Origin of the sequence: Nonomuraea sp. 10N515B, from assembly GCF_052245915.1 — a bacterium.
Classification (GTDB): Bacteria; Actinomycetota; Actinomycetes; order Streptosporangiales; family Streptosporangiaceae; genus Nonomuraea.
This window is the reverse complement of record NZ_JBQQBQ010000058.1, coordinates 42939-56626: the sequence shown is the minus strand read 5'-3', so window position 1 is coordinate 56626 and position 13688 is coordinate 42939. Positions and strand designations below refer to the sequence as shown.

General features: G+C 71.9%; 12 protein-coding genes. 3 read left to right on the top strand and 9 right to left on the bottom strand.

Features of this window, described 5'->3' with window-relative positions; genetic code table 11:
• Nucleotides 1–81: 81 nt before the first annotated feature.
• Nucleotides 82–837 (bottom strand): alpha/beta hydrolase, encoded by a 756-nt coding sequence (locus ACTWQA_RS47310; protein ID WP_443165406.1) that lies wholly within the window; start codon nucleotides 835–837, stop codon nucleotides 82–84.
• A 111-nt stretch (nucleotides 838–948) separates the two neighbouring features.
• On the opposite strand from ACTWQA_RS47310, the gene ACTWQA_RS47305 reads away from it, so the two are divergent.
• Entirely contained in the window at nucleotides 949–1410 is a 462-nt protein-coding gene (locus tag ACTWQA_RS47305) for a MarR family winged helix-turn-helix transcriptional regulator (protein WP_443165405.1), read from the top strand.
• Between the two features lie 78 nt (nucleotides 1411–1488).
• Here ACTWQA_RS47305 and ACTWQA_RS47300 read toward each other — a convergent pair whose 3' ends face one another.
• Complete coding sequence (locus tag ACTWQA_RS47300; protein WP_443165404.1) at nucleotides 1489–1995, bottom strand: GNAT family N-acetyltransferase; 507 nt, start codon at nucleotides 1993–1995, stop codon at nucleotides 1489–1491.
• A 171-nt stretch (nucleotides 1996–2166) separates the two neighbouring features.
• Complete coding sequence (locus ACTWQA_RS47295) at nucleotides 2167–3099, bottom strand: EamA family transporter (RefSeq protein ID WP_443165403.1); 933 nt, start codon at nucleotides 3097–3099, stop codon at nucleotides 2167–2169.
• A gap of 40 nt (nucleotides 3100–3139) precedes the next feature.
• On the opposite strand from ACTWQA_RS47295, the gene ACTWQA_RS47290 reads away from it, so the two are divergent.
• Nucleotides 3140–3664 carry a MarR family winged helix-turn-helix transcriptional regulator gene (locus ACTWQA_RS47290; RefSeq protein WP_443165402.1) on the top strand — a complete coding sequence of 175 codons (525 nt, stop codon included), beginning with the start codon at nucleotides 3140–3142 and terminating at the stop codon, nucleotides 3662–3664.
• A 291-nt stretch (nucleotides 3665–3955) separates the two neighbouring features.
• Nucleotides 3956–4831, top strand: a complete 876-nt coding sequence (locus tag ACTWQA_RS47285) for a glycoside hydrolase family 16 protein (protein WP_443165401.1) — start codon at nucleotides 3956–3958, stop codon at nucleotides 4829–4831.
• Here ACTWQA_RS47285 and ACTWQA_RS47280 read toward each other — a convergent pair.
• From ACTWQA_RS47280 to ACTWQA_RS47255, 6 genes are read right to left on the bottom strand one after another with little or no spacing between them, the layout of a single operon-like run.
• Nucleotides 4812–7205, bottom strand: coding sequence for a glycosyltransferase (locus ACTWQA_RS47280; protein ID WP_443165400.1), 2394 nt, complete (start codon nucleotides 7203–7205; stop codon nucleotides 4812–4814). The two genes, ACTWQA_RS47285 and ACTWQA_RS47280, sit on opposite strands and share 20 nt — an antisense overlap.
• Nucleotides 7202–8095, bottom strand: a complete 894-nt coding sequence (locus ACTWQA_RS47275; protein WP_443165399.1) for a glycosyltransferase family 2 protein — start codon at nucleotides 8093–8095, stop codon at nucleotides 7202–7204. The genes ACTWQA_RS47280 and ACTWQA_RS47275 overlap by 4 nt, the downstream gene beginning before the upstream one ends.
• On the bottom strand, nucleotides 8092–10368 hold the full coding sequence (locus ACTWQA_RS47270) for a hypothetical protein (protein ID WP_443165398.1): 2277 nt from the start codon (nucleotides 10366–10368) through the stop codon (nucleotides 8092–8094). The genes ACTWQA_RS47275 and ACTWQA_RS47270 overlap by 4 nt, the downstream gene beginning before the upstream one ends.
• A complete protein-coding gene (locus ACTWQA_RS47265) occupies nucleotides 10365–11417 on the bottom strand; it encodes a glycosyltransferase family 2 protein (protein WP_443165397.1) in 1053 nt (350 codons plus the stop codon). The genes ACTWQA_RS47270 and ACTWQA_RS47265 overlap by 4 nt, the downstream gene beginning before the upstream one ends.
• Entirely contained in the window at nucleotides 11407–12561 is a 1155-nt protein-coding gene (locus tag ACTWQA_RS47260; RefSeq protein WP_443165396.1) for a glycosyltransferase, read from the bottom strand. Before ACTWQA_RS47260 ends, ACTWQA_RS47265 begins: the two co-directional genes overlap by 11 nt.
• Nucleotides 12558–13685 carry a glycosyltransferase gene (locus ACTWQA_RS47255; protein WP_443165395.1) on the bottom strand — a complete coding sequence of 376 codons (1128 nt, stop codon included), beginning with the start codon at nucleotides 13683–13685 and terminating at the stop codon, nucleotides 12558–12560. Before ACTWQA_RS47255 ends, ACTWQA_RS47260 begins: the two co-directional genes overlap by 4 nt.
• Between the last annotated feature and the right edge of the window lie 3 nt (nucleotides 13686–13688).

The window sequence follows — 13688 nt, the reverse complement described above, 5'->3', positions numbered from 1 at the left end:
GGTACGGCTTGCGCTCGCTCACCCGGCTATCCCAGCACAGGGCAGCCCGCCGACGGGCGGTAACGCTACAAATCCATCCGATCACACTGCGACATCATGGACTTCGCCTCGCGTAACGCCCTCTGAGACCTCGTCGGCCCCGGCGCGCGCGGCCAGCCGTACGGCGTCGTCCAGCAGGAGCTCGCTCGATCCGACCTGGATCAGCAGGGGCGGCAGCCCGGTGAGGTCGGCGAAGATCGGGCTCGCCTCGGGCGCCGACCGGTCACTGCCGGCGACGTACTGATCGAAGTACCACTCGAGATCGGCAGGGGTGAAGATGGGGTCGACCCCGTCCTTGGACCGCATGCTCGCGCCGCTGAGGGTGAGATCGACCGCCGGCGAGAACAGGACCGCCGCCGCCGGCATCGGCAGGCCCAGCTCCCGGGCTCGCATCATGGTGACGACGGCCAGGGCGGCCCCGGCTGAATCGCCCGCGATCATCAGCCGCTGGGGGTCGGTGCCGGCGTCCAGCAGCTCGCGGTAGGCCGCCAGGCAGTCATCGGACGCGGCCGGGAACGAATGCTCTGGCGCCAGCCGGTAGTCGAGCGAGACTGCCCGGCCGTCGAGGTGCTGCAGCAGCGCGACGGTGAGGTGGGCGGTGACACGCGGCGACCCGACCACGAAGCCGCCGCCGTGGAGATACAGCAGCACGTCCTCGCCTGTCGTGCCGGGCGCCTCGATCCGCAGCTCCAGTGCTGGCCGCCCGCCGAGTGTGGTCGTCGATGAAGCGACATTCGGGGGTAAGGGCCTGGTGAGCATGGCCGCGAACTGCTCGCGCTGTTCGGCAAGGTTTCGCATCTGGTCCTCCAGGAAATTAGTCAAGCGACCTGACAGTCAGGTGACTTTACCACGCCTGCTGATATCGTCAAGCTGCCTGACGAAATCGTATGGAAGGGAGGCCGCACGGCGATGACGAGGCGATCCCGAACGCGCGAGCAGCAAGACGAGCCCAACGTGCCCCTCCCCACCCTGCTCACGCAGGCCAAGGACATCGCGCTCGGGCGACTTCACCAGCGGCTGGCCGACGAAGGGTTCGAGGGGATCCGGTACGTGCACGGCTCCGTCTTCCGGTTCATCGACGCCGAAGGCTCGCGGCTGACCACGCTCGCCGAACGCTCCGGGCTCACCAAGCAGGCGATCAGCGAACTGGTCGGCGAACTGGAGGATCAGGGTTACGTCGAGCGCGTGCCCGACGCGGTCGACCGCCGCGCCAAGATCATCCGCCTCACCGACCAGGGCACGATGGCCCAGGTCGCAGCGGCCCGGATCCTCGCCGACATCGAGCAACGGTGGTCGCGGCATCTCGGCGCGGACCAGGTCACCGTGCTGCGGCGCGCCTTGGAAGAGGTCATCGCTCTCGAACGCGGTTAGCACTCCGACCCTTCACCCGGAGTCGCGCAGGGGATCGGCAGTGACGTGGCACTGCCGATCCCGATCGATCGCCGCGAGTTAAATCGTCGTGCTGATACGGAACCGAGCGGTCTCCTCCTCCACGTTCCAGCGTTGGAATCCGCACTTTTCGAGCACGCGGACAGAGGCAGGGTTGGTCAGCTCCACGCCGGCGGACACGGTGTGGACCCCTGGCGCGGAAAGGGCGAACTCCACCATCGCCCGAGTGGCCTCGGTCGCGTAGCCGCGGCTGCGGCGGGAGTCGACGATGCCGTATCCGATTTCGAGAACGCCGTCGCTGGGCGGCCAGAACAGGCCTGTCGAGCCGATCACCAGACCGGTCCGCCGTTCGATGATCAGGCGCTGTCCGAACTCGCCCAGCGCGTCGTCCGGGTGTTCGGAGATGAAGCCGGCGATGACGCGGTCGCCTTCGGCGGGGAAGTCATCGGCCCAATGCGCCGACCTGGTGTCGTTGAGAACGGCGGTGACCTCGTCCGCCGACCATGGCCGCAGGATGAGGCGGTCGGTAGTGAGGCCGGAATCGGTCGATGAGATGAATGAAGACATGAGAGAGCTCCTGGTCGTAGGGAGACGACCCGGACCGCGCTCTAACTTCGCGCGGGCCGGACGAGGGCATGCTGAACAGGGCTGCTGGCAGCCATATTCATCAGCCTCCTGACATCCGGCGTTTGCGTGTCTCTCACGCGAAGGAAGAAGCTTACCTCGCACCTCTGATCGTCACCGGGGATTGCAAAGAGAGGGCTCGCGCGCGCGAGACTCGTCGGATACAGGATGGGGCGGTGCCTGGCTACCGCCACGTCGGCCCGCGGGCGCAGGTCGACCGAGGACTACTCCGACCAGGACCAGCGACAGCCCACACAGTTGCTGGACCGTCAGCACCTCTCCGGCGACCGCGGTGCCCAGCAGCACGCCCGTAACGGGGTTGAGCAGTCCGATCAGACCCACTGTCCCCGCAGGCAAGCGCCGGAGCCCGGCGAACCAGGCGGCGAAGGCCAGCGCGGTGGCGACCAGGGCGACGTAGCCGAATGCGAGGAGTGCGGGTGTGGAGAGCGCAGGCGGAGGGCCCTCCACAACTGCGGCGACCGGGAGCAGGAACAGACCTCCGGCGGTGAGCTGCCAGGCGGTCGAGGCGAGGACATCGGCACCGGCGCTCCATCGCTTGGCCAGGATGTGGCCGAAGGACGAAACCAGCACGGCGGCGACCGAGGCGAGGACTCCTGGCACGCTCACGCCTCCTACTCCCGTGAGCAGCATGAGACACACCCCGGCGAGCCCGATCAGGGCGCCGGCGAGGTGCGCGATGCTGGGCCGTTCGGACACCAGGGACCAGGCAATGAGCATCATCGTCAGCGGGGACACCGCCATGACGGTCGAGGCGACGCTCGTCGGAAGCAACTGAGAGGCGGCGTAGACGAGGACGAAGAACACGCTCACGTTGAGCAGCCCGAGCACGGCGGATCGCCACCACCACGCGCCGCGTGGCCGCTGCCTGCACAAGGCCAGCAGAACGAGGCCGGCGGGCAGCGCCCGCAGAGCTGCTCCCTGCAGCGGGCGGTCTGCGGGGAGGAACTCGTGGGTGACGAAGTAGTTGGCCCCCCAGGCCACCGGCGCGACCGCGGTCAGTGCCACCCAGCGCACATTAGCTTCCATGGAAGACAATATAACTTCCCCGGAAGCTATATTGGTGTCCATGGAACATCGGCAACCGCTGGACCGCGTGGCCCGCATCCAGGCCGACTGGCGCCGCGAACGTCCCGACGTCGACGTCTCCCCGCAGGGAGTGATCGGCCGACTGCACCGCCTGGCCGACCAGCTCACCGAGAGACTCTGCCTCGTCTACGGCCGTTACGGTCTCAGCGAGGGAGAATTCGACGTCCTGTGCGCCCTGCGCCGCGCCGGTGAGCCCTACGAACGGGCCCCCGGCGAGCTCGCCGCGCACACCATGGTCACCACCGGCGCGATGACGAAGAGGATCGACCGCCTGGAGCGAGCCGGACTCGTCACCCGCCGTCGTTCCCAGGGCGACCAGCGTGGCCGGATCGTCGCCCTCACCAGACCTGGGCGCGAACTGATCGACCGAGCCTTCACCGAGCACATGCGCAACGAACGCGACCTGCTGGATCTGCTGACGCCCACAGAGGCCGAGACGCTCGAAACACTGCTCACGACCTGGCTCTCCCGCATGGAGCATCCGCACTCTCCCAGCAGCGGGTGATGCGCCCTTCAGCTGGGTGTCAGGCGCCAGGTGCGCGTAGCGCTGGGCCACCTGGTGCCCGGCCCGGCTTGCCGCGCAGCCGTACACCCGTGTTTGGTAGGTGGGGCAGAGCGCGGGGAAGCGCTTGCGGATGCTCGGCCTCACCGGAGAAGCACCGTACGATGACACATCATGCCGTCGGGAGGGTAGGGGTCCGTGTCCGATGACCGCGCATGGCACCGGGATCCCCGCGGAGGTGCGCACCACCGGCGGGCGCCAGGTGCGAGCGGTTCGCCCCACGCTGCCAGGGCGGTGTCCCGCCATGATCGGACAGGCTGGTGGGTGGCCGGGGCGTTGGCCCTCACGTTCACGGTCGCGGTCGCGGCCACGCTCTACGTGGTGACCGGGCGTGAGAGCGCGCCGACGTCGGCGAAGGCTCCGTCGGAGGCGCCGGCGGGGTGGCGGCTGGTCTGGGCGGACGAGTTCGACGGTCCTGCCGGGCCGCCGGATCCGGCGAAGTGGAATCTGGTCGACGACCATCTCGGCTACAACAACGAGCTGGAGTACTACACGCCGCGCAACGCGGTCGTGGACGGCCAGGGCCGGCTGGTCATCACCGCCCGGTCCGACGACGCGGGCGCCCACGCCTGCAGCCCCCGCGTGTGCGCGGCCACCTCCGCCCGGTTGTTCACGGCGGGGAAGTTCGTCCAGCGCTACGGGCGGATCGAGGCCCGCATCAAGTTGCCCACAGGTCAGGGCATGTGGCCGGCCTTCTGGGCGCGGCGCTCTCCCCAGGGCAGCGGGCGCGGGGAGATCGACATCATGGAGCACCTCGGACGCGAGCCCGACACGGTCCACGGCAACCTGCACGGGGAAAAGGGCTACGACGCGCTCAACTCCTACCGGCTGCCCGACGGGGGCAGGTTCGCCGACGACTTCCACACCTTTGCCGCCGACTGGTATCCCGACCGCATCTCCTTCCTGGTGGACGGGCAGGTCTACGCCACCGAGCACAAGGCGGACGCCCCGCCCGGCGGCTGGGACTTCGACGTGCCCTACTACCTCCTGCTCAACCTGGCCGTCGGCGGCGACTGGCCTGGCCCGCCCGACTCGACGACCCGCTTCCCGCAGCAGCTGATCGTGGACCACGTCCGCGTGTACGCCGCCGCTACCGATCCGCCGCGCTGACCTCGGCACGCCGCCCGGGGGCGAAGGTGGCGATCAGCACGCCCACTCCCAGCAGCAGGGACAGGCCTTGCGCGAGCGTCCAGCCGAGGGCCGCGGCGGTCAGCCCGTACGGGAGCAGCGCCGCCACCAGCCCCAGCACCAGGGCCGCGTTGGTGCCGTTCATGAAGACGTACGCGCCGGTGCGGTCCCTGCTGATCAGGATCGTGTCCACCAGATAGTTCCCCGCGCCGACCAGCGCCGCCAGGGCCAGGACCCGCAGCGTCTCCGCCGCCTGTGCCGCGTAGGCGTCCCCGAACACCCGCAGGATGTACGGCGCACCGACCACGATCACCGCGACGGCGGGCACGAGCAGGCCGTAGATCCCCACCACGGCCTTGCGCAGGTACCGGCGCAGCGAGATCCGCTGCGCCTCGGCGAACAGCACCTGCGCGCTCGTCGAAGGGATGAAGTTGAGGAACGCCGCCACCTGGAAGGCGATCGCGAAGTACGCCGCCGCTTGTGGTCCCTGGACGGCCAGCACCTCCAGCGGCACGACGGTGCTCGGCAGCATGCCGAGCGCGGTCGCCAGGTAGCCGGCGGTGGAGAACGGCAGGTACCGCCGCAGCAGCTCCATCGGCCGTGCGCGGTCTGCGGCGCGGCGCAGCCGCGGCCACAGGGCCGCCCCGCCGAGCAGGCAGGCGAGCAGTGCGCCGCCGCCGTAGGCGAGGACCAGGCCGGTGAACCCGAGCGGGACCAACGGCAGCAGCGCGCCGACCTTCAGCATGGTGCCCGCCAGGTTCTTGGCCAGCAGCGCCGCGGTGCCCCGGACCGCCACCAGCCCCGCGTCCAGCGTCCCGCCCACGGCGGTGACCATCACCAGGGCGGTGACCAGCGTGATCGTCCCCGGCTGCCGGATCAGCTCCGGACCGCCGGGCAGCAGCGGCGCCAGGATCAGCAGCGACAGCAGGGCGAGCACACCGCCGATCGCGCCGACGGCGGTCACGGCGATCGCCGCCAGCCGGCGCGGGTCGTCGGCTTTGACGAGATGGCGCAGCAGCGTGGTGGGCAGGCCGAGGGCGGCGACGGTGGAAAGCAGGTTGACGCTCGCGGTCACGGCGGTCAGCCAGCCGACGGCCTCGACCGGGTAGTTGCGCGCCGCCAGCGTGAAGAACGCGAAGCCGCCGACCGCGAGCAGCACCGTGTTCGCCAGCAGCAGGAAGGTCCCGCGGACCAGGACGTTGCGGAACAGCGAGTGGACACGCTCCCGCATCTGCCCACCTGCGGCCTCGAGGCCCACGCGCTCCCCCATCCGATCGAGGCGCACGCGTTCCCCCGTCTGCCCGCCCCGATCCCGCAACACGGTGGCGTAGCCGTTGCGGGTCGCGCGGGCGATCTCGGTCCAGCCGAGGCCGTTCACGTGCTCCAGCGCCGCTGCCGACATCGCCGCCAGCGTCGCCGCGTCCCAGCCCGCCGCCGCCCGCAGGGCCGCGGTTAGCCCGGTGACGCCGCTGCGGTAACCGGCCAGGGCTGCGGTCGGCAGCCCCGCCAGGGCGGGCAGCGCGGGGACGATCAGTGGCCTGCCGTGGGCGAGGGCGAGCAGCGCGCTGCCGCTGGTGGTGATCTCGCGGAACGGCAGCACGACGACGTCGCCCTCGGCGAACAGCCCGGCGACGTCCTCGTCGCGCACCCGCCCGAGCCGCACGTCAACACGATCGTCCGCGGCGGCCGACGCCTTCAGCCGGGCCGCGAGCGCCGCGTCCGGGCACGATCCGGCGATGACGAGGCGCACGTCCAGCCCGCCGGGCAGCGCAGTGAAGGCCGCAAGCAGGTCCTCGACCCCCTTGTACGGCTCGATCCGCCCGAAGAACAGGAACGTGCGGGGCCCGCCCGACCGGCCCGGCGGCGGCAGCGGTGGCGCCGGGAAGGGGCCGTGCGGGATCACGGCGGCCCTGGACGGTGCCGCGTCCAGGGCCGCCAGCCGGTGCAGCGCCGTCGAGTGGTGGGCGATCACGAGGTCGCAGTGCCGTACGAGAGTGCGCCGGGCGGCGGCGTCGTCGGCGAAGACCGGCCGGTGCGGCAGCACGTTGTGCGCGGTCCACACCAGCCGCAGGCCGAGCAGCCGCACGACGCCGAGGACGCCGGCGAACCACAGCTGCGCCGGTCGCCGCATCCAGGCCCCGCCCGGCAGCGCGAACTTCCACACCCAGTGCAGGTGCACGATCCGGGCCCCGGCCAGCCGCCAGAGGGCCAGCTCGGCGGGCAGCAGCAGGAGGTTGAGCGTGTGGGAGCAGGTCAGCTCACCCAGGTAGTGGACGCGGACGCCGGTCCGGCGTAACTCGCCGTGCAGCAGGTCCTGGTACGGGTTGCTGTCGCGGGGGAAGACCAGCACCTTCATCGGCCGGCGCGACCCCGGGGAGCGGCGAGTTCGGCGAGCACGCCCGCGCCATACGCCAGGTGGTCGGCGAGGACCCGCACCGGACCGTTGTGCCGGTTGCGCCAGGCCGGCACCAGCAGCAGCGCCGGGTAGAGCGGGAACCACAGGGTCAGCGGCAGGCCGAGCAGGAAGAGGGGATACGCCACGACCATCGGCTCCCGGCGCAGCAGGTGCGCACGGCGGCCCCGGTGCTTGAGGTAGAGCCGGGCGCGGGCCTTGCCATAGACGTACGAGCGGCGGAGCTGCCGCCGGCGGTCCCCCCACTCGTGGGTGACGACCGCATCCTCAGCGCTGCGGATGCGGTGCCCGGTGTCCTGGACCCGCCAGCTGAAGTCGACGTCGGAGCCGTACCCGAACGTCTCGTCGAAGCCGGCGACCTCGTCGAAAACCTCCCGGCGCACCGCGAGGTTGCCGGTGCCGCACTCCGGGAGGTAACGGGCGGCGGCGCGGCGCCGGGCGTCGGCGTCGTAGAGGCTGCCGTGCCCCTCGGGGCCGGTGACCAGCCCCGACACGACGCTCTCGCCCTCGTCGAGGATCGGTGTGACGAGGCGGCGCAGCCAGTCGCCCTGAGGGAGGCAGCCCGCGTCGGTGAACACGACGATCTCGCCCTTGGCGGCGCGCACGCCGGCGTTGCGCTGGTGCGGGATGGTCACGCGCACGCCCGGCGGCGGGGTGAAGGCGGTCCACCGCACGTGCGGGTGGGCGGCGGCGATGGCGTCGAGCCGGCTTTCTGAGGCGTCCACGACGATGATCTCGTACGGCAGGCCGGCGGACTCGGCCGCGCCGGTGACGCCGTCGAGGGTGCCGTCCAGCGCGGGCTCGTCCTTGCTGATGATGACGATAGAGATCATCGGTGGAAGACCTTCGTGACTCCGCTCGTGTAGACGAGATCGTAGTGCGCCTCGATGAAGCCGGTCGGGAACGCGTACAGGGCGAGCTGGTTGTCGAACAGCGACCTGGCGCGGCCGACGGCGGTGTTGGTCCAGCTCGCGTACACCCAGGCCCGCCGGTCCAGGGTCAGGGGGGTGATGTCGGTCTGGATCCGCCGCCCCGGCCCGAGCTCGGCGAACAACCGCAGCTGCGCGTACCGGTCGGCGTAGAGGCGGTCGGGCGAGCCGCGTGCCGCCTCTTCGAGCCAGCGCGCCCCCGCCAGCTCGGCCTCGTACGTGCAGAACCGCTCGCAGTCCTCGCCGCGCGCCGAGAGGTTGGTCGCCCGGTCCCCGCCGAGCAGCACGTTGTCCAGGCCGCTGCCGGTCACGAAGGTGACGACGACGGCCGCTCCCGCCAGCCCATACACGGTCCGGCGGAGAGGGGCGGGGAATTTGGCCGCCGAGACGCGGTGCAGCAGCCAGAACATGGCGATGGTGACGAGCGTCAGCGCCTGCAACTGGGCGCGGCTCTGGTTGTACGCGGCCGCGAGGGTGCTGGAGAAGCGCAGCAGCACCAGGGCGGCCAGCATCGGCACGGCCAGCACGCCGATCCGCCGGACCAGCCACGACGAGCGGCGGCGCAGGGCCATGACCAGGGCGCCGATCAGGCCGAGCAGGTTCGCCAGCTGCTGGACCAGCAGCACGCCGAGGTCGACCGACGCGCTCACCGCCGGCGCGATCTTCGGGGGGACCGGCACCCCCGCGTCCCCGAGCGCCCATCGGGCATCGTCCGCGTCGGTGGCAGGCGTCACGGTGGCCTTGGGCGGACGGTATTTGGGCACCACCCGCTTGGCGTAGAGGTACGTCGGGATGCGGGTGACGTCGGTGCCCCGCAGGTAGGCGGACAGCAGCGTCCCGGCGCTCTCGGCGCCGGGCAGCAGCCGCAGCCCCTCAGAGCTCAGCGCGGTGCGGAACTCGCCGATGTTGGCCGTCGACCGGGTGATCGGAACGTACCAGAGCACCCCGGCGAGCAGCCCGGGCAGCAGCGCCGCCACGACCGCCCGCGGCGCGATCCGCGGCCGCCGCAGCGCCCACAGCGCCGCCTGCAGGACCAGCGCCCCGCCGAGCATCACAGCCGTGAAGTACGCGGTCGTGTAGTGCGAGACCACGATGCCCGCCCCGAACAGGCACAACAACGCGCTCTTGGGGAAATGCCGCAGCCGGGCGTCGAGCAGGGCCCCGCACAGCGCGGCGAACAGCAGCATGGCGATCTCCTGCCGGGCCAGCGCCGGGAACTGCTGGGACAGCGCGCCCTGCGCCGTCACGAACGCGGCGGCGGCGAACGCCCACTGGCCCGGCAGGAAGCGCCTGGCGAGGTGGAAGATCCCGACGGGGAACATCGCGAAGATCGCCGGGTAGACGACCTTGAGCACCAGCAGCACCGGCAGCCCGGTCAGCGCGTGCAGCTCGGCGGGCAGAACGGTGATGCTGAGCATCGCCCCGTACGCGTCGGGGTGCGGGCCGGTCACCCAGATCCCCGAGATCGCCGTCTCCTGGGCCACGGCGTACTCGGAGGCGATGTCGAACCCGTAGACCAGCTCACCGCGGAGCGCGTACGACCACATCATGGCCAGCGAGACGGCGTACAGCAGCACGGCCGGCCGGCCGGTCCCGAGCCGCCCGGCCCGGACGATCCCGAAGGCCAGCACAAGCACGCAGCCGGCGACGGCCGCGATCGCCACTTCGGGGCCGTACCCGTGGTTGAGCCGCAGCGCCCCCGCCGCGGCGAGCAGCGGCAGCAGCAACGGCAGCGACAACCACCCGGCGGAGGGCAGAGCCCGCCACGGGACGGCCGTGTCCTGCGGCGCCTTCACCCCGGCGAGGAACAGCCCCAGGCAGACCAGGATGAGCCCGGCGAGCAGCGGCCCGGCCCGGAGCGGCGCTCCGGGGTCCGAGCCGGGGCCGAACACCGCATCGAGGACGGCGCCGTCGACCAGCGGCACGAGCAGGGTGACCGCGAGGCCGGACACCATGAGCACGATCAGCGACGCGGCCGGCACGTACAACGGGAACGCCGCCACCCGGTGGCCCGGCACCCGCAATGCCCGCAGCAGCAGGCACCCGGGCACGATCAGCAGCAGCGGCACGAGCAACAGCTGGGCCGCCCACAGCTGGCGCACCTGGGTCAACCCGACGATCAGGACGAGGGCCGCGCCGTACAGCACCAAACGCCTGTCCTGCTCGCGGACGGTCACGTGCTCTGCCCTCCGCCCCGGCCGGTCCTGTCCTCGGCGAACATGCGGCGGAAGGCCCACAGACCGTGCAGGAAGCCGATATTCTCGCACGCTTCCTGGGCGAGCCGGAGGTACGGGTCGGCGAGCGCCTCGATCCTGCCCGTCACCGCGTTCCGCAGCCCCACCGGGTAGAGCAGCAGTGGTAGCAGCATGGGCGCGACCGCGACCACCGGCCAACGGACGGCCGCGAGGGCGAGGCCCGCGACGAGCACCGGCCACGGGAACACCGTCGGCCGGACCGCGGGCCACTTGAGGTACTGCATCGCGGCGCCCCGCCCGTACGCCAGGCTGCGGCGCAGCATTCCGCGCACCGTGGGTGTGTAGCGGTGCGCGACCGGCGCGTCGGGGACGAAGACCAGCCGCCCCGGCCGGTCCCGTCGGAGCCTGCGGGACAGGTCCTCTTCCTCAGCCGCGTACCGGAACCTGGTGTCGAACCCGCCCGCGGCCAGCAGCCGCTCCCGCTCGAACGACATGTTGCCGCCGCTGAAGGCGTAGACGTCCCGCCGCCCGCGGGCCGCCTCGGTCGTCGCCCACTGCCGCCGCAGGTACAACCACAGCCGGTACGGCAGCGCCGTGCTGACGGTGAGCTCCAGCTCCAGCGGCTCGTGCCGGTTGTTGCGTTCGAGGAACCGCGGCAGGAAGCCGTCCCCGGTCACGGGCACGATGGGGCCGCCCACCCCGGCGACACCCTCTTGGGCGTAGCCGCCCAGCAGCAGCTCGGCCCAGCGGGGGCCGGGCTCGCAGTCGTCGTCGAGGAAGGCCACGACCTGCCCCTTCGCGGCCCGCAATCCGGTGTCGCGGGCCGCCGCCGCACCGCGGTTCGTCTCGTGGCCGATGACCGTAACCCCGTGGCCGCGCGCGACGTCCCCTGTCCCGTCCAGGGACGCGTCGTCGACGACGATGATCTCCAGGTCGGCGTGGGCGGTCTGGGCCGCCAGCGCGTCGAGGGTCCGCCCGAGGCGGGTCGCGCCGTTGTAGGAGCAGATGACGACGGACAGGCTAGGGGGCATCGGGACGGTTCCCGGGGATGCGGGCGAGCGGGCTGCGAACGGACTCGTACACGGCGATCGTCCGCGTTGTGACCGTGCTCAAGTCGGTGCTCAGGTCGGTATCCGGCGGGCGCGCGACGCCGCCTCCCTCCGGACCGGTCGCGAGAAGGTCGGCGATCGCCGCGGCCAGCCGGTCAGGGGCGCCAGGCGGGACCGCCCACGGGGAGCCCTCGAACAGCTCGGCCAGCCCGCCCACGGTGGTCGCGATCACCGGTACGCCGAAGGCGCGGGCCAGGTTGGCCACCCCGCTCTGCTCAGCGTCGCGGTACGGCAGCACGACGGCCTCCGCCGCGGCGAACCAGGCCGCGATGTCGCCGTCGGGCACATAACCGGTGGACACCAGCCGGTCGCGCAGCCCGTGCCGGCGCGCCAGGCGGCGCACCATCGCCTGGTGCAGGTGGTCGCGTGCCTCGAACACCCGGAACGGGCCGTGCCGCCGCCGTACCGCGCCGGCGACCACGACCCGCACGGCGCCCAGCGTCGCGGGCGGCAGCGTCGCGATTGCCCGCACCAGGTCGTCGAGCCCCTTGCTGACGTGGATGTGGCCGAAGGCCAGGAGCAGGCGGTCGTCACCCAGCCCGAAGCGGGCCCGCAGGCCGGCGGCGGTGCCGGTCGCGGGCGGCGGCGGCGCGGAGAAGTGCGGGACCACCGTGGCGTTGCCGTCCAGCCCGAGAGCGCCGAGCGTGTCCCGCGCCGCCCGCGTGTGCACGATGAGCCGGTCGCAGCCCCGCGCGAGGTGCCGATACAGCGCCCTCCCCGGCCCGCGCAGCAGCGCCGTGTCGCGGTTGACCTCGTGCAGTGTGGCCACCGCCGGGACCCCGGGGCCGGCCAGCCAGCGCGCCACGGCCAAGGTACGAGCCCCGAACGCGGGCACCGCGAACTGCACGTGCACCACGTCCGGCCGGAACCGGGCCACGGCCGCACGCAGCGGCGCCACCCCACCGCCCAGCGCGCCGATGACCTCCTCAGGTGCATCGGGATGCGGACGGGCGGCGACCACCGCGACCTCGTGGCCGCGTTCGCGCACGGCGTGGGCGAGCACGTGGGTGTAGGTCCCGATGCCGTCGCGGGCCGGCGGGTAAGGGCTGACGTAGAGGATCCTCACGGCAGCATCGCCTTCACCACGTGGGAGGCGATCGAATCCAGGGCGTACTCGCCGACCCACGGCTCCGCCGGCGCATCGTCCGCGGGCCCGTCGAGGGCGTCGGCCAAGGCTGCGGCGAACGCGTCCAGCGTGTGCTCGCAGACGATCCCCCGCCGGCTGCGCCGCACTAGATGCTGGGCCAGGTTGTCCCTGGCCGAGGTGGTCACCACTGGCACGCCGCAGGCGATCGCCTCCAGCACGGCGATGCCGAACCCCTCCCTGGTGGACGGGAAGGCGAACACCCGGCCCGCCTTGACCAGCGAGTACACGTCTTTCTGCTCGCTGACGTCGTGCCGGAACTCCACGGCGTGCGCGATGCCGAGCCGTTCGGCCTCCTCGCGCAGCGTGTCGCGTTCCGGGCCGTCGCCGATGATCCGGCAGGTGACCGCGCGGCCGCGCTCCCGCAACCGGGCGATGGCGGCGAGCAGCAGGTCCAGGCCCTTGTGCCGCATCAGCCTGCTCACCACGACCAGGTCGGTGCGCTGCTCGTGCGGCGCTGCCTGGTTCACCCCGTCGAGGTCGACCCCGTTGGGTGCGATCGTGATCGGGGCCTGCTCGCCGAGCTCAGCCCGCAGCCGCCGCGCCGTCTCCGGGGAGACGGCGATGATGCGATCGGGCGCCCGCATCGCCAGTCGCTCGATCCACCACGCCGGCCGCCAGCCCGCGCGCATGCTGTAGCGCCAGTATTCGGGGCCCCACACCTCGTGCCAGGTCGCGATCAGCGGTTTGCGGCGCAGAGTGGCGACCAGGCGCAGCGGCAACAGGTGCAGGAACGGGATCTGGTCGACGTTGAGCACGTCGAACCGATGCCGCAGCAGCCGGAGGCAGGCCACCGCGAAGACCAGCGCCTGCCAGGTGGAGCGGACACCGTGCCGGTACATCGGCAGCAGCGGGGAGATCGCGCGGAAGGTGACGCCGCCCTCGGTGCGCACCCGGGGACCGTGCCACCAGCGCATGGTGAATACGTGGAGGTCGGCGTGCGGCGTGAAGTGCTCGTACAACTCGTGGTAGCGGATCTCCCTGCCACCGAAGCTGTACGGGTGGATGGCATCGGTGACGAGTGCCACCACGGGCCGTCTGGGCACGCG